Source organism: Streptomyces sp. NPDC001985 (genome assembly GCF_040296845.1).
Taxonomy (GTDB): domain Bacteria; phylum Actinomycetota; class Actinomycetes; order Streptomycetales; family Streptomycetaceae; genus Streptomyces.
On record NZ_JBEOYB010000018.1, the window covers coordinates 38481 to 63587 of the forward strand.

The 25107-nt window shown below is 73.3% G+C and carries 20 protein-coding genes and 3 tRNA genes; 12 read left to right on the forward strand and 11 right to left on the reverse strand.

The window, feature by feature from the left end:
• Window positions 1-65 precede the first annotated feature (65 nt).
• The 4 genes from ABT122_RS10715 to ABT122_RS10730 all read right to left on the reverse strand — a co-directional run bounded on the left by ABT122_RS10715 (window position 66) and on the right by ABT122_RS10730 (window position 5833).
• Window positions 66-1985: an ABC transporter ATP-binding protein gene (locus tag ABT122_RS10715; RefSeq protein ID WP_351548495.1), complete on the reverse strand. Its 1920-nt coding sequence runs from the start codon at window positions 1983-1985 to the stop codon at window positions 66-68.
• Window positions 1982-3715 carry an ABC transporter ATP-binding protein gene (locus tag ABT122_RS10720; RefSeq protein WP_351548498.1) on the reverse strand — a complete coding sequence of 578 codons (1734 nt, stop codon included), beginning with the start codon at window positions 3713-3715 and terminating at the stop codon, window positions 1982-1984. Before ABT122_RS10720 ends, ABT122_RS10715 begins: the two co-directional genes overlap by 4 nt.
• 336 nt (window positions 3716-4051) lie before the next feature.
• Window positions 4052-5497, reverse strand: coding sequence for an FGGY family carbohydrate kinase (locus tag ABT122_RS10725; RefSeq protein WP_351548501.1), 1446 nt, complete (start codon window positions 5495-5497; stop codon window positions 4052-4054).
• Window positions 5498-5533: 36 nt separating this feature from the next.
• On the reverse strand, window positions 5534-5833 hold the full coding sequence (locus ABT122_RS10730) for a YtxH domain-containing protein (RefSeq protein WP_351548504.1): 300 nt from the start codon (window positions 5831-5833) through the stop codon (window positions 5534-5536).
• Between the two features lie 176 nt (window positions 5834-6009).
• On the opposite strand from ABT122_RS10730, the gene ABT122_RS10735 reads away from it, so the two are divergent.
• From ABT122_RS10735 to ABT122_RS10785, 11 genes are all read left to right on the forward strand, one after another.
• Window positions 6010-6082: transfer RNA gene (locus tag ABT122_RS10735), tRNA-Asn, on the forward strand.
• A gap of 5 nt (window positions 6083-6087) precedes the next feature.
• Window positions 6088-6163, forward strand: a tRNA-Asn gene (locus ABT122_RS10740).
• Window positions 6164-6371: 208 nt separating this feature from the next.
• Window positions 6372-6445, forward strand: a tRNA-Ile gene (locus ABT122_RS10745).
• Window positions 6446-6648: 203 nt separating this feature from the next.
• A complete protein-coding gene (locus ABT122_RS10750; RefSeq protein ID WP_351548507.1) occupies window positions 6649-7566 on the forward strand; it encodes an ABC transporter ATP-binding protein in 918 nt (305 codons plus the stop codon).
• Window positions 7563-8357: an ABC transporter permease gene (locus ABT122_RS10755; protein WP_351548510.1), complete on the forward strand. Its 795-nt coding sequence runs from the start codon at window positions 7563-7565 to the stop codon at window positions 8355-8357. The genes ABT122_RS10750 and ABT122_RS10755 overlap by 4 nt, the downstream gene beginning before the upstream one ends.
• A 177-nt stretch (window positions 8358-8534) precedes the next feature.
• Window positions 8535-9878 carry a sensor histidine kinase gene (locus tag ABT122_RS10760; RefSeq protein WP_502976129.1) on the forward strand — a complete coding sequence of 448 codons (1344 nt, stop codon included), beginning with the start codon at window positions 8535-8537 and terminating at the stop codon, window positions 9876-9878.
• On the forward strand, window positions 9868-10521 hold the full coding sequence (locus ABT122_RS10765) for a response regulator (RefSeq protein ID WP_351548513.1): 654 nt from the start codon (window positions 9868-9870) through the stop codon (window positions 10519-10521). The genes ABT122_RS10760 and ABT122_RS10765 overlap by 11 nt, the downstream gene beginning before the upstream one ends.
• A 278-nt stretch (window positions 10522-10799) precedes the next feature.
• On the forward strand, window positions 10800-11192 hold the full coding sequence (locus ABT122_RS10770; RefSeq protein WP_351548516.1) for a TOBE domain-containing protein: 393 nt from the start codon (window positions 10800-10802) through the stop codon (window positions 11190-11192).
• A 67-nt stretch (window positions 11193-11259) separates the two neighbouring features.
• Entirely contained in the window at window positions 11260-12054 is a 795-nt protein-coding gene (gene modA, locus ABT122_RS10775) for a molybdate ABC transporter substrate-binding protein (RefSeq protein WP_351548519.1), read from the forward strand.
• Window positions 12055-12234: 180 nt separating this feature from the next.
• A complete protein-coding gene (locus ABT122_RS10780; RefSeq protein WP_351548522.1) occupies window positions 12235-14340 on the forward strand; it encodes an ABC transporter permease in 2106 nt (701 codons plus the stop codon).
• Between the two features lie 370 nt (window positions 14341-14710).
• Window positions 14711-16795 carry a ricin-type beta-trefoil lectin domain protein gene (locus ABT122_RS10785; RefSeq protein WP_351548524.1) on the forward strand — a complete coding sequence of 695 codons (2085 nt, stop codon included), beginning with the start codon at window positions 14711-14713 and terminating at the stop codon, window positions 16793-16795.
• An 81-nt stretch (window positions 16796-16876) separates the two neighbouring features.
• On the opposite strand, the gene ABT122_RS10790 is transcribed toward ABT122_RS10785, so the two are convergent.
• From ABT122_RS10790 to ABT122_RS10820, 7 genes are all read right to left on the reverse strand, one after another.
• Window positions 16877-17665 carry a VOC family protein gene (locus ABT122_RS10790; protein ID WP_351548526.1) on the reverse strand — a complete coding sequence of 263 codons (789 nt, stop codon included), beginning with the start codon at window positions 17663-17665 and terminating at the stop codon, window positions 16877-16879.
• 124 nt (window positions 17666-17789) lie between these two features.
• Complete coding sequence (locus tag ABT122_RS10795; RefSeq protein ID WP_351548529.1) at window positions 17790-19229, reverse strand: acyl-CoA synthetase; 1440 nt, start codon at window positions 19227-19229, stop codon at window positions 17790-17792.
• A 73-nt stretch (window positions 19230-19302) separates the two neighbouring features.
• Complete coding sequence (locus ABT122_RS10800) at window positions 19303-19446, reverse strand: hypothetical protein (protein WP_351548532.1); 144 nt, start codon at window positions 19444-19446, stop codon at window positions 19303-19305.
• Between the two features lie 125 nt (window positions 19447-19571).
• A complete protein-coding gene (locus ABT122_RS10805; RefSeq protein WP_351548534.1) occupies window positions 19572-21269 on the reverse strand; it encodes a GAF domain-containing protein in 1698 nt (565 codons plus the stop codon).
• Window positions 21270-21289: 20 nt separating this feature from the next.
• Entirely contained in the window at window positions 21290-22333 is a 1044-nt protein-coding gene (locus ABT122_RS10810) for a rod shape-determining protein (protein ID WP_351548537.1), read from the reverse strand.
• A gap of 514 nt (window positions 22334-22847) precedes the next feature.
• Complete coding sequence (locus tag ABT122_RS10815) at window positions 22848-23447, reverse strand: hypothetical protein (RefSeq protein ID WP_351548540.1); 600 nt, start codon at window positions 23445-23447, stop codon at window positions 22848-22850.
• Window positions 23448-23501: 54 nt separating this feature from the next.
• A complete protein-coding gene (locus tag ABT122_RS10820; RefSeq protein ID WP_351548543.1) occupies window positions 23502-23936 on the reverse strand; it encodes a MarR family winged helix-turn-helix transcriptional regulator in 435 nt (144 codons plus the stop codon).
• A gap of 89 nt (window positions 23937-24025) precedes the next feature.
• Here ABT122_RS10820 and ABT122_RS10825 point away from each other — a divergent pair, with 89 nt between their 5' ends.
• On the forward strand, window positions 24026-25045 hold the full coding sequence (locus ABT122_RS10825; protein ID WP_351548546.1) for an NADP-dependent oxidoreductase: 1020 nt from the start codon (window positions 24026-24028) through the stop codon (window positions 25043-25045).
• The last annotated feature ends 62 nt before the right edge of the window (window positions 25046-25107 follow it).

The following is a 25107-nucleotide window of genomic DNA, read 5'->3' on the forward strand; positions in this document are numbered from 1 at the left end:
GGGCACAGCCGCGACCGGCCGCGACCGACCCGGCGGGCACCGAGTCCTGACGCGGCCGTCCGCGCTCAGTCCACCTCCGCGACCGCCTGCGCGAACTGCGCCGAGTACAGCCGGGCGTACGCGCCCCGCGCCGTCAGCAGTTCATCGTGGCTGCCCTGCTCGACGATCGCGCCGTTCTCCATCACCAGGATCACATCGGCGTCCCGGATGGTGGAGAGCCGGTGCGCGATCACAAAGCTGGTGCGCCCGTGGGAGAGCCGCGCCATCGCCTTCTGGATCAGCACCTCCGTACGGGTGTCGACCGAGCTGGTCGCCTCGTCCAGCACCAGGATCACCGGGTCGGAGAGGAACGCCCGCGCGATGGTGATCAACTGCTTCTCGCCCGCGCTGACCCCGGCGCCGTCGTCGTCGATGACCGTGTCGTAGCCCTCGGGGAGGGTACGGATGAAACGGTCCGCGTGCGCCGCCCGCGCCGCTTCCTCGATCTCCGCACGGCTCACCTCGCGAGGAGCCCCGTACGCGATGTTGTCCGCTATGGAGCCGCCGAAGAGCCAGGTGTCCTGGAGCACCATCCCGATGGACGACCGCAGATCGTCCCGCGACATCTTCGCGACATCCACCCCGTCGAGGGAGATCCGGCCGCCCGTGACCTCGTAGAACCGCATCAGCAGATTCACCAGCGTGGTCTTGCCCGCGCCCGTGGGGCCGACGATCGCGACCGTCTGGCCCGGCTCCACACTCAGCGAGAGCCCCTCGATCAGCGGCTTCTCCGGCTCGTACCGGAAGGAGACCCGCTCCAGCGAGACCTGCCCGGCCGGGCGCTCCGGCAGTTCGACGGACGGGCTGTCCGGCTCCTGCTCCTCCGCGTCCAGCAGCTCGAAGACCCGCTCGGCGGAGGCCACGCCCGACTGCACCAGATTCGCCATCGACGCCACCTGCGTCAGCGGCATCGAGAACTGCCGGGAGTACTGGATGAACGCCTGCACATCGCCGATCGAGAGCGTCCCGGTCGCGACCCGCAGTCCGCCGACCACGGCCACCAGCACATAGTTGAGGTTGGAGACGAAGAACATCAGCGGCTGCATCACCCCGCTGTTGAACTGCGCCTTGAACCCGGCCTCGTACAGCGCCTCGTTCTGCTCGGCGAACCCCTCGGCCGACTCCTTCTGCCGCCCGAAGACCTTCACCAGCGCGTGACCGGTGTACATCTCCTCGATATGGGCGTTGAGCTTCCCGGTCGAGCGCCACTGCTGGATGAAGTGCGGCTGGGAGCGCTTGCCCACCCGGGCCGCGATCCAGATCGACAGCGGCACCGTGACCAGCGCGACCAGGGCCAGCAGCGGGGAGATCCAGAACATCATCACCAGCACGCCCGCGATGGTCAGCAGCGAGTTGATCAGCTGGCCCATCGTCTGCTGGAGGGTCTGTCCGATGTTGTCGATGTCATTGGTGACCCGGCTCAGCACCTCGCCGCGCTTGGCGCGGTCGAAGTACGACAGCGGCAGCCGCGACAGCTTGGCCTGGACGTCCTCCCGCATCCGGTACATGGACCGGTTGATCACCTTGATCGACAGCCGGCTCGCGACCAGCGCCAGCGCCCCGGAGACCAGGAACAGCGCGAGCGCCACCAGCAGCACCTGGCCCACGGCGCCGAAGTCGATCCCCTCACCGGGGGTGAAGTCCACCCCGGAGAGCATGTCGGCGAGACCGTCGTCGCCCTTCTCCCGCAGGCCCTCGATCGTCTCGGCCTTGGTGCCGCCCTCGGGCAGGTCCCGGCCGACGACCCCGGCGAAGACCAGATCGGTCGCCCAGCCGAGCACCATCGGGCCCACCACCGAGAACCCGACGCTCAGCAGCGCCGCCGCGAGCATCCCCCACAGCAGCACCCGGTCGGGAGCCAGCGCCTTGAGCAGCCGCTTGACCGAGCCCTTGAAGTCCATGGAGCGCTCGGCCGAGCCGCCCATCATCATGCGTGGCCCGCTCATGCGGCCTCAGCCTCCGTCAGCTGCGAGAGCACGATCTCGCGATAGGTCTCATTGGCCGCCATCAGTTCCCGGTGACTGCCCGTTCCCACGACCCGCCCCTCGTCCAGGACCACGATCCGGTCCGCGTCCCGGATCGTCGAGACCCGCTGGGCGACGATCACCACGGTCGCCTCCGCGGTCTCCAGCGCCAGCGCGGCCCGCAGCGCCGCGTCCGTGGCGTAGTCCAGCGCCGAGAACGAGTCATCGAAGAGATAGATCTCCGGACGCTGGACCAGGGTCCGGGCGATCGCCAGCCGCTGCCGCTGCCCGCCGGAGACATTGGTGCCGCCCTGGGCGATCGGCGCGTCGAGCCGGCCGTCGAGTTCGCGCACGAAACCGGCCGCCTGCGCCACCTCAAGGGCCTGCCACAGCTCCTCGTCGCTCGCGCCGGGCCGGCCGTAGCGGAGGTTGGTGGCCACCGTGCCGGAGAAGAGATACGGCTTCTGGGGCACGAGCCCCACGGTCCGCGCCATCAGCGCCGGGTCGAGATCGCGCACATTCACCCCGTCGACCAGCACCTCCCCGCCCGTGGCGTCGAAGAGCCGGGGCACCAGACCGAGCAGGGTGGACTTGCCGCTTCCGGTCGATCCGATGATCGCGGTGGTCTCCCCGGGGCGCGCGGCGAGTGCCACCTCGCGCAGCACCGGCTCCTCGGCGCCCGGGTAGCAGAACTGCACGTCCCGCAGTTCCAGATGGCCGTGCCGGGCCAGCTCGCGCACGGGGGCGGTGGGCGGCACCACGCTCGAATCGGTGCCCAGCACCTCCTCGATCCGCTCGGCGCAGACCTCCGCGCGCGGCACCATCATGAACATGAAGGTGGCCATCATCACCGCCATCACGATCTGCATCAGATAGGCGAGGAACGCGGTGAGCGCGCCGATCTGGATCGCCCCGCTGTCGACCCGCATCGCGCCGAACCAGACGACGGCGACGGAGGAGACGTTCACCACCGTCAGCACGGTCGGGAACATCAGCGCCATCAGCCGCCCGGTGCCGAGCGAGACATCCGTCAGCTCGGTGTTGGCCTCACCGAAACGGTCCTGCTCGTAGCCGTCGCGGACAAAGGCGCGGATGACGCGGTTGCCGGTGATCTGCTCCCGCAGCACCCGGTTGACGGTGTCGAGCCGTTCCTGCATGGTCCGGAAGAGCGGCCTCATCTTGATCACCATGACCGTCACCGAGATCCCGAGCACCGGGACGACGGCCAGCAGCACGGCGGAGAGGGTCACATCCTGGCCGAGCGCCATGACGATGCCGCCCACACACATGATCGGGGCGGAGACCATCAGGGTGAACGCCAGCAGAACCAGCATCTGGATCTGCTGGACGTCGTTGGTCGTACGGGTGATCAGCGACGGGGCGCCGAAGTGTCCGACCTCGCGCGCGGAGAAGCTCTGCACCCGGTCGAAGACGGCGGCGCGGACATCGCGCCCGAGCGCGGATGCGGTGCGGGCCCCGTAGTAGACGGCGCCGATATTGCAGATCACCTGCACCAGACTCACGGCGATCATGACCGAACCGAGGCTGAGGATGACGCCTGTATCGCCCTTCACCACACCGTCGTCGATGATGTCGGCGTTCAGGGTGGGCAGATAGAGGGTGGCGCTGGTCTGGAGGAGTTGCAGAAAGACCAGGAGGGCGATCGGTTTCTTGTACGGACGCAGATGTGTCCGCAGCAGCTGTATCAGCACGCGCGTCTCTCGGGGTCGGCGGCAGGGCAGGGCAGGGCAGAGGTGTGGCCGGGGGCCTCACCATCTTGCTGCACCGGAGCCCGTGAACCCCAACGGTTTGTTTCAAGGGCGGGTCAAGTCACACCCGCCGCGCCGGGGCTCGCGCGCCGGGGCGATCACCGCGCCCGCCCCGGCCCATCGGCCCGCGCGGCCCGCGCTTCCGGGACCCGCCCTGCCCGCGGCCCGCGCCGCCCGGGACATGCGCGCCGCCCCGGGCCACCCGCGCGGCCCGGGCCACGCCGTCCCGGTGCGTCCCGTCTCGGAGCATCGGCGCACCCCGTCCCGGTGCGCCCCGTCTCAGTGCGCCGGACCGAAGGCCCCGGGGTGCAGTTGCTCCCGCGTCGCGCTGTACTGCTGCCGCACCGCCTGGCCCACGGCCGTCTCGTCACCGGGCTCCAGCACGCGCACGACGGCGTCCTGCCAGACCGGCGGGGCGGCCGGCGACAGCGTCCCCCGCGCGGCGCCGAGCGCCCAGGCGGCCTGCCGGGCCGCGCCGAGCGCCGCGTAGTCGGCGGGCTCGGGCACGACCACCTGCGCGCCGAAGATTCCCGGAGCCGCGGCCTGCACGGCGGGCAGCCCCGCGCTCGCGCCCAGCAGGAAGACCCGGCGCACCTCCACACCCCGTCCGCGCAGCACGTCCATCGCGTCGGCGAGCGAGCAGAGCATTCCCTCGAAGGCGGCCCGCGCCAGGTGCTCGGGCTTCATCGACTCGCGCCGCAGCCCGCTGAGCGTGCCGGCGGTGTGCGGCAGCCTGGGGGTGCGCTCGCCCTCCAGATACGGCAGCAGAACCAGCCCCGAAGCGCCGGGGGTGGACTTCATCGCCAGTTCGGAGAGGGCGTCGAGGTCGTCGAGGCCGAGCATCTCGGCGGCGCCGCGCAGCGCCCGCACCGCGTTGAGGGTGTGCACCACCGGCAGATGCATCCCGGTGGCGTCCGCGTACGAGGTGATCATGCCGTTGGGGTCGGCCAGCGCCTCGTGGTGGACGGCCATCACGGAACCGGAGGCTCCGAGTGAGACCACCGCGTCCCCGGAGGCGACGCCGAGCCCGAAGGCCGCGGCCATCGTCTCGCCGGTGCCGGCGGAGATGAGCAGCCCCTCGGGGGTGGTGCCGGCCGACTCGGCGGGCCCGAGCACATCGGGCAGCGCGCACTGGTGACCGAGGGCCAGTTCGACCAGATCGGGGCGGTACGAGCCGGTGGCCGCCGACCAGTAGCCGGTGCCGGAGGCGCCGCCGCGGTCGGTGGTCCGGCGGGCGGGGCGGCCGAGCAGCTGCCACACGAGCCAGTCGTGCGGCTGGAGCACTCCCGCCACCCGCTGCGCCGACTGGGGCTCGGTGCGCGTCAGCCAGCGCAGCTTGGCCACCGGGTGCGCGGCCTGCGGCACCGAGCCGACGGCCTCGGCCCAGGCCCGGCGCCCGCCGAGCGCGTCGATCAGATCGGCGGCGGCGACCTGCGCGCGCTTGTCGTTGCCGGTCAGCGCGGGGCGGACCAGCGATCCCTGCTGGTCCAGGAGGACCAGGCCGTGCTGCTGCGCGGAGACCCCGATGGCCTCCACACCCTCCAGGAGCCCGCCGGCCGCCGCCTCGCCGAGCGAGAGCAGCCAGGCCTGCGGGTCGATCTCCCCGGCCTTCGGGTCCACGGGGTGCGGGGCATAGCCCTGCCGCAGCACGGCACCCGTGTCCGCGTCACAGACGACGATCTGGGTGAACGCAGATGAACTGTCCAAGCCGGCGACTATCCCCATGGAACAGATTCTGCCCCACCCGGGGAGTGCCGGATGTCAGGTGTTGCTGGTTCCCCAGTCGTCCTCGACGCCGGAACCGCGCTCCCGCAGGGACCTCACCCGCTCCGTGACCGACTCGGGGATGCGGTCGCCGACCTTGGTACTCACGGTGTGCAGGGCCTTGCCCGCGACCTCGCGCCCGCTCTGCACCGCGGACTCGGCCGCGTTGCGCACGGCGGGGTTCTGGGAGAACTGCCGGGCGCTCTTTCTCATCTGTTCGTAACGCTCGCGACCGGCCCGTGTCCCGATCACATAGCCGATGGCGAGTCCGACCACGAATGTGAGCTTGTACCGCATGGCGCTGCCACCCTTCGGTTGCGTACGTGCCTGCCCGTCTACCCGGCGCGACCCGTGATCACCCAGGACCATACCGATTGGCGGAGCACCCCCCTGCTTGCGCTAATGTATGTGTCGCAGCGAGCGCACGCCCTCCGGGAGCCCCCCGGTAGGTACGTTCGGTGCACGCGACGCAATCCCCTGTAGCTCAATTGGCAGAGCAGCCGGCTGTTAACCGGCAGGTTACTGGTTCGAGTCCAGTCGGGGGAGCGCGGTCCCCTGTAGCTCAATTGGCAGAGCATTCGGCTGTTAACCGGAGGGTTGCTGGTTCGAGTCCAGCCGGGGGAGCCACCACGGAAGAGGACCCCTTGAGGGTCCTTTTTCGTATGTTCCGGACCTGTTCCAAACCCGTTCCCGAGCTGTTCCGGACCGCCGGGCAACCTGGCGGCGGGCAGCGCCGTCTTCCCCCACGAGCGATGCCGACCATCCGAAGCAGGAGATCGTATGAGCGGCTATGCTGCGGCAGACGGCGCGCACATTTGTGCGCGACGCGCCGTTAGGGGCGGTAGCTCAGCCGGTTAGAGCAGCGGACTCATAATCCGTCGGCCGTGGGTTCGAGTCCCACCCGCCCCACGGTGAACGTTTGTTCGATGAATCGTTCCCACCAGCGGTCGAGCGCTCCTACTGGTCAGGCACCGGTCAGGGGCGCTCCGTCGTTTCCCGGGCCGTGCCCGCCCCGGCCGACGGGTCGCGGGGGTGGGTCAACCGATCGGTTGATGCGCCTTCGAGCGCGATGGGCGATGCCCCGGAGGCCGCCGCCCCGGCAGGCTCGGCCCATGACCAGTACACCACTCATCGAAGTCGCCGGGCTGCGCAAGTCGTATGCCGGGCGGACCGTCGTGGACGGGGTCTCGTTCGCCGTCGAGGAGGGCGAGATCTTCGGAATCCTCGGCCCGAACGGCGCGGGGAAGACCACCACCGTCGAATGCGTCGAAGGGCTCCGGGTGCCCGACCGCGGCCGGGTCCGGGTCGCCGGGCTCGATCCCGTACGGGATCACCGGGCGCTCACCCGGATACTCGGCGCCCAGCTCCAGGAGAGCGAGCTCCAGCCGAAGCTGACCGCGCGGGAGGCGCTGGAGCTGTACGCGGCGTGCTATCCGGCCCCCGCCGACTGGCGGCCCCTGGCCGAGCGGCTGGGGCTCACCGACAAGCTGGGCACCCGGTTCGCCCAGCTCAGCGGAGGGCAGAAGCAGCGGCTCTTCATCGCGCTCGCCCTCGTCGGCAACCCGCGGGTGGTCGTGCTGGACGAGCTGACCACGGGGCTCGACCCGCGCTCCCGCCGCGACACCTGGCAGCTCATCGAGGACGTACGGGCCGGCGGGGTCACCGTTCTCCTCGTCACCCACTTCATGGAGGAGGCGCAGCGGCTCTGCGACCGGATCGCCGTGATCCACCAGGGGCGCGTCGCCGCGCTCGACACCCCGGACGGGCTGATCCGCCGGTCCGCCGGGGCGACCGTGATCGCGTTCACCCCCTCCGAACCGCTCGGCGACGCCGACCTCGGCTCCCTGCCCGGGCTCGCCTCGGTGGTGTGCGAGGACGGCCGGGTGACGCTCGGCGGCACCGACGAGACCGTCGACGCCGTCATCACCCTGCTCGCCCGCCGGCACATCACCGCCCGCCGGCTCCGGGTCTCCGACGCCACGCTGGACGACGCCTTTCTCGACCTCACCTCAGGAGCCGCCCTCTCATGAGCACCCGCACCAGCGCCCGCACCGGCGCCACCGCTCCCGTGTCCGCCGCGCGCTCCGCCGAACGCGCCGTGCTCACCGCCGAGTTCCGGCTCTTCCGCCGCGAGCCCGGCAGTCTCTTCTGGATTCTGGCCTTCCCCACCGGCCTGCTGGTGATCCTCGGCTCCATCCCCTCCTTCCGCGAGCCCGACGAGGCTCTCGGCGGCCTGCGGGTCATCGACACCTATGGGCCCGTCACGGTGCTGCTCGGCATGATCGTGGCGGGTCTCCAGACCATGCCGCCGGTCATCACCGGATACCGCGAGCGCGGCATCCTGCGGCGCATGTCGACGACTCCGGTGCGGCCCGCCGCCGTGCTCGGCGCGCAGATGGGAATCCACGGGGCCGCCGCTCTGGCCTCGGCGGTGCTCGCGCTCGCCGTGGGCCGCGCCGCCTTCGGCATACGGCTGCCGGGACAGGTCGCCGGGTATCTGCTCGCGCTGGTGCTGTCCGTCGCCGTCGCGCTCTGCCTGGGCGCTCTCGTCTCCGCGCTCTCCGGCACGACGAAGGCCGCGCATGTGATCGGCTCGGTGATCTTCTTCCCCTCGATGTTCTGCGCGGGCGTGTGGATGCCCGTGCAGGCGATGCCGGACGCGCTGGCGGCCGTCGTCGAGGGCACGCCGTTCGGCGCCGCGGCGCGGGCTCTCGGCGATGCCGCGGCGGGCGACTGGCCCGCCTGGTCGCACCTCGGTGTCCTCGCGCTCTGGGCGGTGGTGCTGATCGGTGCGGCGGGGCGCTGGTTCCGCTGGGAGTGAGGGCCCCGGGGAGTGGGCGCGCGGCGGACACGGGCTCGGGGAAGCCGTTGACCGCGCGCGGTCCCGGCCCCGCAGACTGAGGGGATGGGCGGCGCGGTGGGCGGCGGAAGAAGCGGTACGGACAGGGCGTTCGGGCGCGTGGCGGATGGGGACGCAGGGGCGGAGGAGGGGGCGGAGGTGGATGCGGTCAGGGGCGGGGTGTCCGGGCAGGTGGCGGATACGGTCGCGCGCGGGGGCCCCGGGCACGCGGCGGCCGGGGCGGCGGCCGGGGCGGCGGTCGAGGAACGGCAGCGGGCGCTCCAGCGGTACGCCCCCCGCTCCCTGCTCGGCTTCAGTCTGCTGCTCGCGCTGGCGACGGGCGAGGTCGTCGGCATGGGCCGCGCCGACTGGTACGCGACCGGAGCCCTGGTCGCGGCGGCCCTCGCGCTGGACATCCGGCGCGGCGGGGGCGGCCGGGTGCCGCCCGGGCGCACGGCGCCGTGCCGGGCCGACGCCGTCCACTACGGCGTGCGGTGGGCCATCGCCTCCGCCCTGACCTGGCTCAACCCCTTCTTCGCGTTCTACGCGTCCGTCGGGTACCTCGGCGCCGACCGGCTGCTGCCGCGCCCCCTGCTCTGGCCGGGCCTGGCCGCCACGGCCATCACCCTGGCCGGGGCGCAGTCCGGTGGGCTGCCGCCCAAGGGGGCGGTCGGCTGGGCCGCGTTCGGCGCGCTGTTCGTCTTCAATCTGGTGCTGGTCTCCGTCATGGGCCATCTGGAGGAGAAGGAGACCGAGCGCAGCAGCGCCCAGGCCGCCACCATCGCCGAACTGGAGCGCACCAACACGGCTCTCCAGGAGGCCCTGGACGAGAACGCCGCCCTCCACACCCAACTCGTGCTCCAGGCGCGGGAGGCGGGCATCGCCGACGAGCGCCGGCGCGTCGCCGCCGAGATCCACGACACCCTCGCACAGGGGCTGACGGGGATCATCGCCCAGCTCCGGGTGGTCGCCGGCGCATCCGACCCGGAGCGGGCCCGTGAACACCTCGACCGGGCCACCGAGCTGGCCCGGTACAGCCTCGGCGAGGCCCGCCGCTCCGTCCACGACCTCGCCCCGTCGGACCTGGACGACGCGACGCTGCCGGAGGCGCTGAGGCGCACGGTCGCCGCCTGGTCCCGCCGTACGGGAGTGGCCGCCGGGTTCACCGTCACCGGCACCGCCGAGCCGCTGCACGACGAGATCGCGGGGACGCTCCTGCGGATCGCGGGGGAGGCCCTCGCCAACGCCGCACGGCACTCGGGCGCGAGCCGCGCCGGTGTCACCCTCTCCTTCATGGACGGCGAGGTCACCCTGGACGTGCGCGACGACGGCCGCGGCTTCGACCCGCTCGACCCGCCCGCGCGCACCCGGAGCGGCGGCTTCGGCCTGGCCGGGATGCGGGCCCGCGCCGAACGCGTCGCGGGCGAGGTCACGGTGGAGTCCGAGCCGGGCGGCGGAACCGCCGTCTCGGCCCGGGTACCGTTGGTCCGCCATGACCACTGAACGGACGGACGGGGCCATCACCCTCGTGATCGCGGACGACCACCCCGTCGTCCGCGACGGGCTGCGCGGCCTGTTCGAGTCCGTCGACGGCTTCACGGTCCTCGGCGAGGCGGCGGACGGCACCGAGGCCGTCGCGCGCGCCGCCGAACTCGACCCGGATGTCGTTCTGATGGATCTGCGCATGCCGGGTGGGAACGGTGTCGACGCGATCAGGGAGCTGGCCCGGCGCGGGCCGCGCCCGCGTGTCCTGGTCCTCACCACCTACGACACCGACTCCGACACACTCCCCGCGATCGAGGCCGGCGCCACGGGCTATCTGCTCAAGGACGCCCCGCGCGAGGACCTCGTCGCCGGGGTGCGCGCCGCCGCCCAGGGGCGTACGGTCCTCTCCCCGGCGGTCGCCTCCCGCCTGGTCACCGCCGTGCGCACCCCCGCCGGCCCGGCCCGCGCGGCGCTCTCCGCCCGGGAGCGGGAGGTGCTCGTCCTGGTCGCGCGGGGCACACCGAACCGGGAGATCGCGCGGGAGCTGTTCATCAGCGAGGCGACGGTGAAGACCCATCTCACCCATGTCTACGGCAAGCTGGGCGTCAAGGACCGGGCGGCGGCGGTCGCGGTGGCGTACGAGCGGAAGATCCTCGGCTGAGGCCCGTGCGCGGAGCCCGTGCCCGTGCGGAGTGCCCGTGCCCCTGCCCGTACAGAGCGCCTGTGCCTGTGCGGAGTGCCCGTGCCTGTGCGGAGTGCCCGTGCCCCTGCCCGTACAGAATGCCCCTGCCCGTGCCCGGAGCCCGTAGCCGGTCGCGCCGCCGTACCCACGAGGGGCCCCGGGCGGGCCGGGACTGTCGGCTCCGGTATGCGCAGAGGCCAGGCCATCCCTGCATATCACCTTGTATATGCGACCCCGGGACGCCTAACGTGTCGCATATGCAGTCCTACACCATTGGCCAGGCCGCCCGTCTCCTCGGCGTGAGCCCCGACACCGCGCGCCGCTGGGCGGACGCGGGCCGGGTCGCGACCCACCGTGACGAGAGCGGGCGCCGGCTGATCGACGGCCGGGATCTCGCCGCCTTCTCCATCGAGGTCGCCCAGACCGGCGGTGAGGAGGAGACCCCGTACACCTCCGCGCGCAACGCCTTCCCCGGCATCGTCACCGCCGTGAAGCTCGGCGATGTCGCCGCCCAGGTCGAGATCCAGGCCGGTCCGCACCGGCTCGTATCGCTGCTGACCAGGGAAGCCGTCGAGGAACTGGGTCTTGAGGTCGGAATGCGGGCCACCGCCCGGGTGAAGTCGACCAATGTGCACATCGACCGGACCTGACCGCACGGCGACCCCGCTCCCGGCCCGCCGGTCCACCGCTTCACCACCCCGACAAGGAGAGACCTCCATGAACCGCCGTGCCCTCGCCGCCGCTCTCACCGCGGCGCTGCTCGTGCCGCTCGCCGCCTGCGGCACCGACGAGGACGGCGCGGCGGGCGACAGCCCCCGGGCCTCCGGCACCGGCGGCGCCCCGCCGAAGGCCGAGCTGGTGGTGCTGGCGGCCTCCTCCCTCACCGATGTCTTCAGGACCGCGGGCGCCGCCTACGAGAAGAAGCACCCCGGCACCGAGGTGACCTTCTCCTTCGCCGGCTCGCAGGAACTGGCGGCCCAGGTCGGACAGGGCGCCCCCGCGGACGTCCTTGTCACCGCCGACACGAAGACGATGGACCGGCTGGGGGACGACACCGGCACCCCGACCGTCATCGCGAAGAACCGGCTGGTGATCGCCACCACCGAGGGCAACCCGGAAGGGATCGACGAGCTGAAGGACCTGGCCGACAGCGAGCTGAAGGTGGTCCTGGCCGCGCCCGAGGTGCCGGTGGGCCGCTACAGCGAGCAGATTCTCGGCGCCCAGAAGATCACCGTGAAGCCGGTCTCCCAGGAGCCCAATGTGCGGGCCGTGCTCAGCAAGGTCGAGATGGGAGAGGCAGACGCCGGGCTCGTCTACAAGACCGACGCGGCCACCGCCGAGGACAAGGTGGACGCGGTCGAGATCCCGGACGGACAGAACGCCATCGCCCAGTACCCGGCCGCGACCCTCAAGACCTCGAAGCACTCCGAGGCCGCCGCCGCGTTCGTGACCTGGCTGAGCGGGCCCGAGGCACAGCGGATTCTCCGGGACGCGGGCTTCCAGAAGCCCTGACCCCGGCCGCCGCCGGTGCGCGGGAGCGAACGGCCCGCGCACCGGGCACCATGGACCGCACGCACACCGAATGCCCCGAGCACACCGACCGCACCCGAGCACGGCAACCGCACCCGAGCACGGCAACCGCACCCGAGCACGGCAACCGCACCGCGTACCCCACGCACACCAGGAACCCCGTTGAAGCGCCTCCGCCCCCAGGGCCCCGCCGGCACCCGCGTCCCCCTGGCGCTCGCCGTCCCCGCGCTCCTCGCCATCGCGTTCCTGCTGCTGCCGCTCGCCGGGATTCTCCTCCGCACCGAGTGGGCCGACCTCGGTACGCATCTGAGCAGCCCGGCCGTCCTTCAGGCGCTGCGGCTCTCCCTCCTCGTCTCGTTCTGGGCGCTCGGCCTCTCCCTGCTCCTCGGGGTGCCGCTCGCCTGGGTGCTCGCCCGGGTCCCCTTCCGCGGCAAGGCGCTCGTACGCTCCCTGGTGCTGCTGCCGATGGTGCTGCCGCCCACCGTCGGGGGCGTGGCCCTCCTGCTCGCCTTCGGGCGCCGGGGCGTCGCCGGCCCCTGGCTGGAGAGCACCTTCGGCATCACCCTTCCCTTCCACACCTCCGGCGCCGTGGTCGCCGCCACCTTCGTCGCGATGCCGTTCCTGGTCATCAGCCTGGAAGGCGCGCTCGGCGGACTGCGCCCCGGCTACGAGGAGACCGCGGCCTCCCTCGGTGCCTCTCCGGTACGGGTGTTCTTCACCGTCACCCTGCCGATGGTCGCCCCCGGGCTGATCGCCGGCGCCGCGCTCACCTGGGCCCGAGCGCTCGGCGAGTTCGGCGCGACCATCACCTTCGCCGGGAATCTGCCCGGGGAGACCCAGACCCTGCCGCTCCAGGTCTATCTCCTCCTCCAGGAGCGGCCCGAGGCGGCGACCTCCCTCTCCCTGCTGCTCCTGGGCATCGCGATGGCGGTACTCATCGGTCTGCGCGGGCGGTGGACCCAGGGAGCCGGGGCCGGGGCGGAGGGGCCCGGTCACCGGGCGGAGGTTCCCGAGGAGCCTGCGCCGGAACCCCCGATCGCTCCCGCTGCCGCGGGCACCCCCGCTCCCGTTGCCGCGGGCACCCCCGCTCCCGTTGCCGCGGGCACCCCCGCTCCCGCTGCCGCGGGCACCCCCGCTCCCGCTGCCGCGGGCACCCCCGCTCCCGCTCCCGCTCCCGGGCCCGCCCCCGAGGGCACCCTCGTCCCCGTCCTCGTACCGCCGTCGCCCGGTGGACTCTGGCCGCTGCACGCCGAGCTGACCGGGTTCAACCGGCTCACCCTCGATGCCGGGCCCGGTACCACGATCGCCGTCGTCGGGCCCAACGGCGCGGGCAAGACCACCCTGCTGCGGGCCCTCCTCGGCCTCACGCCCCGCGCCCACGCCGTGCTCCGCCTCGGCGGCGACGATGTCACCGGGCTGCCACCGCACCGGCGGGGCGTCGCCTGGGTCCCGCAGGACGGAGCGCTCTTCCCGCGGCTGAGCGCCCTCGGCAACACGGCGTACGGGCCGCGCGCCCAGGGCGTGCCGCGCGCCGAGGCCCGGCGCGGTGCCCAGGAGTGGCTGGACCGCCTCGGGGTCGGGCATCTCGCCGCGCGCCGGCCCGCGCAGCTCTCCGGGGGGCAGGCCCAGCGGGTGGCCCTCGCCCGCGCCCTGGCCGCCCGCCCCCGGCTGCTGCTGCTCGACGAGCCGCTGGCGGCGCTCGACCAGACGACCCGCGCCCGGGTGCGCCACACCCTGCGCACCCATCTCGAAGGCTTCGGCGGGGTCTGTCTGATCGTCACCCACGACCCGGTGGAGGCGCTCTCCCTCGCCGATCGGGTCCTGGTCCTGGACGAGGGCCGGACCCTCCAGGACGCCTCTCCCGCCGAGGTCGCCCGCCGGCCGCGCTCCCCGTGGGTGGCGAGGATGCTCGGCCGCAACGCCTGGGCCGGCACCACCACCGAGTCCGGGCTCGCGCTGCCCGGCGGCGGGCGGCTGACCGTCGCGGAACCCCTCGCCCCCGGGGTCGAGGCCCTCGCCGTCATCGCTCCCGAGGCGGTATCCGTGCACCGGGAGCGGCCCGGGGGCAGTCCGCGCAATGTCTGGCCGGGCACGGTGGGGGAGATCACCGCCAGTGGCAGCAGACTGCGCGTACTGATCACTTCGGCGCGGGCCCCCGATCTGGTCGCCGAGATCACCCCCCGGGCCGCCACCGAACTCGGTCTCGTCGACGGCACCGCCGTGTGGACGAGTGTCAAGGCCACAGAGGTTGTTCTCACTCCGCTCTGAGCCGGTCAACTCAGCTCTTTCGGCGGCTTCTTGAACTCTTGTTCCGCACCGGCGGTTGTGCGAAAGTGAGCCCTCTCACGTCCGAACACGGCCGGTTTTGTGCGGCCGTTCGCATGGGTGGCGGTGCAGAGCCGGTATCCGCTCTCCCATTCGGCGGTCCGGTCGCGGTACGTGCGCAGTGACCCAGCCGCCCCCGACCCATGCCGACGGACTTCACCGGACTTCACCGGACCTCATTGGACTTTTCCCGACCCCGACGACCTCGATGGCCTCGACGCCTCCATTGACCCGAATCCCCGGTCCGCCGGCTCCGGGCCGCACGGCACTGCCCCAACCCCCCACCGCAATGCCCAGGATGGAAAGACGTCCTATGCGAAATCCCCGCCCTCAGGGTTCCGTTCCCCCTGCCCGCACCGGTCTCGACTCCGCCTCGTCCGACGAAGGCCTGGCCGCCGCGGTGCGCGCCGGGGCCGATCGAGGCGACGCCCGGCCGGTGGCGGCGCTGCTGGCGAGACACTGGCAGCCGGTCCACGACTATGCCGCGATCGGCACACCGTCGGCGAAGGCCGCCGCTCTCCTCACCACCGCCGCCTTCAGCAGAGTGCTGGAGAATCTCCGGCGAGTTCGCACGACCGCCGCACTCCGTCCGCTTCTTCTGCTGACCGCCCGGCATATCGCCAAGGGCTGGGCGGCCGATGAACGGGTTACCGCGCTGCCCGAACTCCAGAATCCCGAGACCGGCCGCACCGTTCCCGTCGGCATGTTCACCCTGCCGGAGAATCGCCTGCTGGTCTCCCGGGCCTTTCTGGCATTGCCGGGCCCCGCGCAATGCCTCCTGTGGCATACCGAGGCCGAGGCGGAGGACATATCCCTACCCTCGGGTTTACTCGCGATGCATCCGCGCGGCGCGGCCGTCCAGCTCGGCCAGGCGCACGAAATGCTCAGGGCCGGGATTCTCCGCGCCCATCTGGAAATCGCACCCGAGTGCGAATGCCGCCACTACAATCGGCTGCTCGATGTGAGCCTGCGCCGGGGCGGTGAACTGCCCCCCGATATGCGCTCGCACCCCGTCGGCTGCCCGCACTGCCGGTTCGCCGCCGAACAGCTCGACCACCGCGACGGACGGCTCCCCCTGCTCCTCGCCCAGGCGGTGCTCGGACCGGCCGCGCAGCCCTATCTGGACTCACGGCCCACCCGCAGAAACGCCCGCTACCAGGCGCGGGCGGCGGCGGTACGCGGAACCGGGCGCCGGCCGGCCGGCGCGGCGCCACCGGAGCGGCCGGAGCGATCTGCCGCCGGGCCCCCGGCACCCCGCCGGCCCCGGGGCCGCGGGCTCTCCCGGCAGGGGCGCTCGGCCCTGGTCACCGGGGTCGGAGCGGCCACGGGGCTGCTGGTCGCCGCCACTGTCGTCAGCGGACTCCAGGGCGGCGACACGGACGGGGTGGCGGCGCCCGCCGGCACCGCGTCGGCCTCCCCCGTGCCCAGCGACCGGGTGACCGTCACCCCGGGCCCGCTGCCGTCGGCGACCGCGGCCGCCCACCCGCCGGGCCCGGTCACCATCCACTTCCACCACGCCGGGTCGGGCCTCTGCCTCGATCTGCGCGAGCAGCGGGCCCGCCGGGACGCCGCGGCCACCACCGCCGACTGCTCCCACTCCCTCACCCAGAAGTGGATTCACGAGCAGGACGGCCTGCTGCGCTCCGCCGCCGCGCCCGGACTCTGTCTCAACTCCCGTTCCCAGGACGGCGTACTCACCCTCACACCCTGCAAGGACGGCCGGGACGGCGGGGGCGGTCGGGACGACAGGGATGACAGGGACGGCAAGGACAGCCGGGACGGCGGGGACGGCAAGGGCGACAGGGGCGGCGGGGACGGCAGGGGCGGCGGGGACGGCCGGGACGGCGGGGGCGGTCGGGACGACAGGGATGACAGGGACGGCAAGGACAGCCGGGACGGCGGGGACGGCAAGGGCGACAGGGGCGGCGGGGACGGCAGGGGCGGCGGGGACGGCAGGGGCGGCGGGGAGCGGTCGGGCGGGGCCGTGCGGTACGACCTCACCGTGCGGGGCCAGTTGATCCCGCACTGGGACGGCCGGCTGGCCGTGGCCCCCGGCTCGTCCGAGGCCGGGGCCGATGTGGTGGCCCGGCCCCGTGACGGCTCCCGGGCCCAGCGCTGGCTGACACACGCCTCGGTCATGACGCCCCGGCTGACGCCCCGCGCCGCCACCGGCACGGCGGACACCCGCGAGGTGGAGGCGTCGGCCCCGGCCGGGCGGCGCGCCCGGTCCGGCCCGGGGGCCCCGCTGCTGCCGGAGCTTCAGGCCCCGGCCCGGGGCAGCGCCGGCGGCGCGCCCCGCTCGGCCCGCTCCGACCGGGTGTGGGACAGCGGCGGGGAGTCCGGCGCGGCCCGCCCCGCCGGGCTCCCGGACACCGAGGAGTCCGCCGGGCCGCGGTGACGACTCCGCTCCCGGGAATCCCGGCCCGTCCGGAGGTGTCCTTCCGGGCGGGCCGGAGTACCGGCGTGGGGAGCGGGTGTGTCAGGAGAAGGCGGGCATCTCGCCCGCGCGCGTCCCGGTGTCGATCACGGTGAACACCGCTCCCTGCGGGTCCATGACCGGGGCGAACCGCCCGAAGGGGCTGTCCTTCGGCCCGTACAGCAACTGGCCGCCGAGGCTGCGGACGGTGGCGACCGCCGCGTCGGTGTCCGCCACCGAGAAGTACACATTGATGAACGGGGGCGCCTCCGGCGGGAAGTTGTCCGACATCTTCAGCCGGCCACCCACCGGCTCGCCGCCGACCCGCCACAACCGGTAGTCGACCCGCTCGCTCTCCATCCGCTCCACCTGGAACGGGAAGACCACGGGAAAGAAGGAGTCCGCCTTCCGCTCCTCGCGGGTGCAGACCTCGGCCCAGGCGTAGGAGCCCGGTTCGCCCGTCGTCTCGAAGCCCTCGTGGGCGCCGGCCTGCCAGGCGCTGAAGTACACCCCGCTGGGGTCCCTCGCGACCACCATCCTCCCGAAGTCCGCGACAGTCATGGGCTCCTTGACCAGCTCGCCGCCGTTCTCCCGGATCGCCGATGCCGTGGCCTCCGCGTCCGGGGTGGCGAAGTAGAGGTTCCAGGCGGCCGGGGTGTCGGTGCCCGGGTCCCGGGGGAAGACGGCGGCCACCGCCCTGCCGTCCAGGGTCGCCTGGGTGTAGTGGCCGAACTCCGCGGAACTCTCGCCGAACGTCCACCCCAGCAGCTCGCCGTAGAACCTCTTCGCTGCCTCCAGGTCGGGGAACATCGCATCCGCCCAGCAGGGTGTGCCCTCCGATCGTACGGCCATGGTGCGGCTCCTTCCGCGGCGAAGGGGCAGCCCGGAGCGGCTGCCTCCCTTCACGCTAGGCGCCCCCGGAGGAGCCCGCGCGCCGAGAGCCCCTCAATTCGAACAGTGCTCGAACGGCCCGGTCTCAGGGAGCCTCCAGCGCCCGCTTCATGATCTTGCCCATGTCATTGCGCGGCAGGGCGGGCAGGAACCGGACCGTGCGGGGGCGCTTGTGCGGGGCCAGTTGAGCGGCCACATGCCCGGCCAGCTCCTCGGCGGAGGGCGGGGCGCCCGCGTCGGCCGGGACGATCCACGCCACCACCCGCTCACCCAGATCCGCGTCCGGCTCGCCGGTCACCGCGGCCTCGCGGACACCCGGGTGCTCCAGCAGGGCGTTCTCGATCTCACCCGCGCCGATCTTGTAGCCACCGCTCTTGATGAGGTCGGTGGCCCGGCGGCCGACGATGCGGACCGAGCCGTCCGGGTCCCGGACGGCCATGTCGCCGGTGCGGAACCAGTCCCCGTCGAAAGCGGCGGCCGTGGCGTCCGGGCGGTTCAGATACCCGGTGAAGAGATGCTCGCCGCGCACCTGGATCTCGCCGATGGTCACACCGTCGTACGCCGTGACAACGGAGCCGTCCTCCTCGGTGAGCCGCAGCTCGACACCGCGCAGCGGCGTCCCGACCGAACCCCGCCGGGGCTCCCCGTCCAGCCGCACGCTAGTGTTCATCAGCGTCTCCGTCATGCCGTAGCGCTCGATCACCCGGCGGCCCGTCGCCGCCTCGATGCGCTGGTGGTCGTGGAGCGGGAGCGCGGCCGAACCCGACACCAGCAGCCGGGCGCCCGCCAGGGCCTTGCGCAGCTCCGGGTCGCCGCCGAGGGCCTCGGCCAGCCGGTGGTACATCGTGGGCACACCGAAGAGCATGGTGCCGCCGGCCGTCAGCTCCCGGGCGGCGCCCGCCACCGAGAAGCGGCCCAGGTGCCGCACGGAGCCGCCCCGGCGCAGGGGGCCCAGCACGCCCAGGACCAGGCCGTGGACATGGAACAGCGGCAGCGCGTGGACCAGCACGTCGTCACCGGTCCAGGCCCAGGCCTCCGCCAGCGCGTCCAGCGAGGTGGCGACGGCGCGGCGGGGGAGGACCGCGCCCTTGGGCGGTCCCGTGGTGCCCGAGGTGTAGACGATCAGCGCCGGGGAGAGCGGCCCGGGGTCCTCGGGCAGCGGCCCCGCGCTTCCGCTCACCGGGATGTCGATCCGCTCCAGACCGGCCAGCGACCCCGGCAGCTGCTCCCCGGGCCCGGCGAGCACCGCCACCGGCGCGCTGTCCGCGACGATGTGCCCCAGCTCGCGCTCGCCCGTCTTCGGGTTGAGCGGCACCACGGGGACCCCGGCGAGCAGCGCGGCGACCACCCCCACCGCCGTCTCCAGGGTGGGGGTGGCCCAGAGCGCTACCCGGGACGCGCCCCCGATCCGCACCGCCAGCGAACCGGCGGCGCCCGTCAGCTCCCCATAGGTCAGGGCGCGCTCCCCGAAGCGCAGGGCCGGCCGGTCCGGGGCGCCGCTCAGGGCGGGGAAGAGGTCACTCACTCGTCGTTCTCCATATCCGTCTCCAGAGGGAGGGGGGAGGGCAGGGCCTCGCCGAGGCCGGCCGGGGACCGGCTCAGCCCACTTCCAGCCACCACACCAGCGTCCCGCAGAGGGCGAGCGCCAGCAGCGCGGCCAGCAGGACGGAGCCCGTCACCAGCCATCCGAGCAGGGTGGCCGCCCGAGGGGCCCGCCGGTGCGCGGGGGGCCCGGGTCTCATGCCGTGGGGTGGTGCGTCCGGGTCGCTCCCAGTGTCATTCGCATGGCTGAAGACTAGCCAGCGGACGAGCCCCGCAGGGCGGGTTGGCGTCCATCCGCCACAGCCCCTCCGGTGCCCGCGCGGTGTCAGCGAGGGGCCTCCCAGGTGACCGTGGTGCCGGTCCGTCCGGGGCGCCCGGCGCCGTCGGCGCCGGCCGTGTCGTCGGTGCCGTCGGTGCCGGCCGTGCCGTCCGTGCCGCCGGGCTCGGGGCGGCCGTTGTCGGTCACCACCAGCCGGATGCCCGTGCGGCCGTCCGGGAGGCGGGCCGCCGCGTCGATGTCCACCTCCACCGAGGTGACGTCCGCCCGCCGGTGCGCCGCCGCCAGGGCCGCCCGGAGCGCGGCCAGCAACTGCCCGTCCACCGGCTCCCGCACCAGGGCGTCCACCGCGCCCCGGAACCGTACCGACGGCCGGAAGCCGAGCAGCGCGGAGGCCCCGGCCGTCTCCCGCAGCACCCGGCCCCGGAAGCTCGTCGGGACCTCGGCCGGCGGCTGCTGGAGAGCGAAGATCGCGGTCCGCACCTCCTGGATGGTCGAGTCCAGCTCGTCCACCGCCCGGCCCAGCAGCTCGTCGGAGTCGTCGCCCGCCGCCCGCCGCCGGGTCGACTCCAGCATCATCTCGGTGGCGAACAGCCGCTGTACGACCAGGTCGTGCAGATCCCGCGCGATCCGGTCGCGGTCCTCGTACACCGCGAGCTGCTCACGGTTGTGCTGGGCGTCGGCGAGGACCAGCGCCAGCGCCGCCTGGGAGGCGAACTGCGTGGCCAGCAGCCGTTCCTCGGCGGTGTACGGACGTCCGTGCCGCCCCCGGGGCAGCGCGAGGGTCCCGATCAGCCGGCCGCCGCTCTGGAGCGGCAGCATCATCGAGGGGCCGAAGCGGGTCCGGACCGGAGTCGTCATCCGGGGGTCGGTGGCCGAGTCGTCGATGAAGACCGGCTCGCCGCCGAGGAGCTGCACCAGCACCGGGGAGCCCGGGGCGATGGTGGTGCCCACGATGTCCTCCTCCTGCTTCTCCTGTTCCTCCTGCTCCTCGCTCCCCTCCTCCGGTCCGCCCGGTCCGTCCGCCCTGTCCGCGCCGGTCGAGTCGGTCGAGTCGCGCGCCGTGGACGCGGCGACGATCTCCATCCCGCCCTCATCGGTGGGCTGGAGCACCACCCCGGCCGTCGCCCGGGCGAGGATGCGGGCCTGCTCGGCCACGGTCATCAGCGCGTCCTCCGCGCTCTCCCCGGTGAGCAGTGCCGTGGTGACGGCGGCGGCGCCCGCGATCCACCGCTCCCGCTGGCGGGCCCTCTCGTACAGCCGGGCGTTGCCGATCGCGATCCCCGCCCGGGAGCCCAGGACCCGCAGCACGGCGAGATCCTCGTCGGTGAACGAGCCCGAGCGCTTGCCGACGAGATAGAGCGTGCCGAACACCTCGGTGTCCACCCGGATCTCCACCCCGAGCAGGGAGCGCACCCCGCCCCCGGCCCCGGCGCCCGGCTCGGGGGTCGGGGAGAGCAGTCCGATGAGCCCGGCCGCGCTGCCCGGCGCCCGGCCGAGCGCCTCCCGGCCGATCCGGTCCCGCTCGGCCTCGCCGAGACCGGAGGTGAACAGCTCGGTCAGCACCCCGTGCTCCGGGTCGACGACCCCGAGTGCGCCGCGCCGGGCCCCGGCCAGCTCGGTGGCCGTGTCCACGATCTGCTGAAGCGTGCCGGGCAGTTCCAGATCGGTGCCGACGCCGAGGAACGCCTCCAGGAGCACCGGCAGCCGGGGCTCCGGTTCCGCGGGCCCGCCCGGTTCGCTCACGCCGCCGCCCGTCTCCGCGCTCAGTCGACCCCGGCCAGCGGATTGAGAACCAGTGGCTGGATCTTGCCCTCCAGCATCGCACCGAGCCCCAGGACGGCACAGATGTCGGGCCGCTCGGCGATCTGCACCGGCATCCCGGTGGCGTCCCGCAGCATCTGGTCGAAACCCGGGAGCAGCGCGCTCCCCCCGACCATCATGATCCCCCGGTCGGCGAGGTCCGCGACGAGGTCGGGCGGGCAGTCCCGCAGCACCTTGCCGATGCCGTCGATGACGGAGGTGAGCGGGGTGTGGATGGCGTTGCGCACGGCCGCCGTGTCCACCAGCACCGAGCGCGCGAGGCCGGTGGCGACATCACGGCCGTGGATCTCGGTCGACTCGGGGCCGTGGGAGTGGAGGCCGTTGCTCTGGAGGGCGAGCTGGAGGGGGCGCACCGACTGGCTGGGGAGCATCAGCTCGTGCTGGGTGCGCAGATGCTGGATGACCGCGTGGTCGATGGCGTTGCCGCCGACGGGGATGCGCTCGGCGGTGACGATGGCGCCGAGCGAGAGCACCGCGATCTGGGTGGTGGCCGCGCCGCACACCATGATCATGGTGGCGGTGGGCTGCTCCACGGGGAGGCCGCAGCCGACGGCGGCGGCGATCAGTGTGTCGACCAGCTCGACCCGGCGGGCGCCGAGGCCGACCAGGGTCTCCACGGCGGCCCGCTGGGCCAGGGGGTCGCTGAGATGGGGGGTGCAGGCGGCGGCGCGCAGCCGGGGTTTGCGGCGGAGCTGGCGGCGGAGCTTCTCGCCGAGGAGGTGGCGGAGCATGCGCTGGGCCATCTCGATGTCGACGACGGTGCCGCCGGAGACGGGGCGGGCGACGCGGATGTAGTCGGGGGTGCGGCCGGTCATCTTCTCGGCGAGGGCGCCGACGGCGATGAGGGCGCCGGTGCGGGTGTTGACGGCGGCGACGCTGGGCTCGTCGACGACGAGGCCCGCGCCCTTGACGAAGACTCGGGTGCGGGCGGCGCCGAGGTCGACGGCGACATGACAGCGGCGGAGCTGTTCGAGACTGACGGTCACGGGGTGTCCTCCCGGGTGCGGGGCCTGCTGGCATCGTCCACCGCCCCGCAATGCCCCGCGCGCCGGGTCACCCACCCGGGTGCCCGCGGGGTTCTGGGCTTCCAGGGGGCGTGCTCGATGGCCGGGCCGGCTGGGAGTGCGGGTTTCCCGTGGCGCGGGGTCCGTCCTCAAGCGCCGGACGGGCTGGGTGTGCGGGTTTCCCGTGGCCCCGGGGGGGGTGTTTTCAAGTGCCGGGTGGGCCGGGAGTGTGCGGGGTCCTGTGCTTCAGGGTCCGTCCTCAAGCGCCGGACGGGCTGGGTGTGTGCGGGGGTCGTTCTCAAGCGCTTGGCGGGCTGGGTGTGCGGGTTTGCTGTGGCCCCGGGGGGGGTGTTTTCAAGTGCTGGGCGGGCCGGGAGTGTGCGGGGTCCTGTGCTTCAGGGTCCGTCCTCAAACGCCGGACGGGCTGGGTGTGTGCGGGGGTGGTTCTCAAGCGCTTGGCGGGCTGGGTGTGCGGGTTTGCTGTGGCCCCGGGGGCTCAAGCGCCGGGAGCGCCGGGTGTGGTCGGGGCCTCCAGGTGTTGGAGGAGGCCCCAGGTGAAATCCGCTACCCGCCGGGTCCCGGACGGGAGGGTCAGGGCCAGCCGGTGGCGCGTCGGCGCCGACCCCTCCAGCAGGGTCGCCGGGGGGAAGGCGCGCCCCGCCTCCTCCACGGTGCAGCCCCACGGCACGAGGTCCTCCTCCGTGCGCAGCTCCGGCCCCGCCACCCCCGGCGCCCGCACCAACCACTCGTTCCACACCGCACCCCCCTTCACCCCCGCCAGCACCTCGAACCGGAGATCCGGCCAGAGCGGCACCCCCCACACCAGCGCCTCGCACTCCACATCCCCGATCCGCCGGCGCGCCGCGCTCTCCGGTGCGCCCAGCACCGACCGGTAGCGCGCGAGCGCCCCCCGCCCCCTGGGCGAGCGCACCATCGCCTGCCAGCGCCGGTTCGCCTCCCGCATCCCGGCGACGGACGCCCCCAGCTCCCGCCGGGCCCCCTCCACCAGCTCCGGCTGGAAGTCGGCCATCCGGCGCAGCAGGACGAGCTGGAAGTCGAGAGGCCCGAAGGGCGCGGCAGCGGTCATACCCGCCATCCTGCCCGGCGCCCCCGCGCCGCGGGCACCCCCGCCGCAGCCCTCACGGGCGCCCTACACGTCCTCGCCCAGCATCCGCCGCAGGAGATCCCGCAGCGCCCTCCGCTCCTCCTCCGACAGCCGTCCCAGCGGCTCGCGCGCGAAGTCCAGCGACTCGCGGAGCCGGCCCACCGTGTTCGCGCCCTCCTCGGTGGCCGCCGCCAGCTTCACCCTGCGGTCGTGCGGGTCCGGCCGGCGCTCGACCAGGCCGCGCAGCTCCAGCCGGTCCACGATGCCGGTGACATTGGACGGCTCGCACTTCATCTTCTGGGCTATCTGCCGCATCGGCGTCGGCCCCATGCTGAGCAGCCCGAGCACCTTCGCCTGCGCGCCGGTCAGCGAGTGCTGCGCCGCCGCCTCCTCGTACTCCGCGAAGTAGCGGGCCACGACCGTGCCGATGAGATCGACGACTTCGAGGGTCAGAGGGTCGGGGCGTGAGCTGGTGGTCATGGCGACAGCCTACGTTAAAACTTGACAACATAAAATATCCAGGCACATGATTGTTTCAGGTAATGAAACGTTCTAGGAGGCATCCGAGCATGTCCGCACTTCCCGCGTCCGCCCGTGAATGGCACCTCGTCGCCCGCCCGCACGGCTGGCCGAAGGAGGAGGACTTCGCCCTGCGCGAGGTACCGGTCCCGGAACCGGCCGCAGGCCGCGTCCTCGTGCGCAACCTGCACTTCTCGGTCGACCCCTACATGCGGGGGCGGATGAACGACGTGAAGTCGTATCTGCCCCCGTTCCAGCTCGACCGGCCCATGGAGGGCGGAGCGGTCGGAGAGGTCGTCGCCTCCGCCGCCGAGGGCCTCGCGCCCGGCGACCACGTGGTGCACAACCTCGGCTGGCGCGAGTACGCCGAGGTCCCCGCCGAGCAGGCCACCAAGGTCGACGCCGCGCTCGCCCCGCTCTCCGCCTACCTCGGCGTGCTCGGCATGACCGGTCTCACCGCCTACGCCGGGCTCTTCGTCTCCGCCTCCTTCACGGAGGGGGACGCGGTCTTCGTCTCCGGCGCGGCCGGCGCGGTCGGCAGCCAGGTCGGCCAGATGGCGCGGATCAAGGGCGCCTCCCGGGTCATCGGCTCGGCGGGCTCCGACGAGAAGGTGAAGCTCCTCACCGAGGAGTACGGCTTCGACGCGGCCTTCAACTACAAGAACGGCTCCGTCGCCGAACAGCTCCAGCAGGCCGCCCCCGACGGCATCGATGTCTACTTCGACAACGTCGGCGGCGACCACCTCGAAGCCGCGATCGGCTCGCTCAGGCTCCACGGCCGCGCCGCCCTCTGCGGAATGATCGCCCAGTACAACAACACCGAGCCGGAGCCCGGCCCCCGGAATCTGCCGATGGTCATCGGCAAGCGGCTCCGCCTCCAGGGCCTGCTGGTCTCCGACCACTTCGGCCTCCAGCCGCAGTTCGTCCGCGACGTCGCGGGCTGGATCGCGAGCGGGGAGCTGAAGTACGACGAGACCGTGGTCGAGGGCATCGAGCACGGCTACGACGCGTTCGTCGGGCTGCTGCGCGGCGAGAACACCGGCAAGATGATCGTCTCTCTCGACGCGTGACGACGCACGGCCGAGGGCCGCACCCCCGCGGGGACGCGGCCCTCGGTCCCGTACCGCACCAG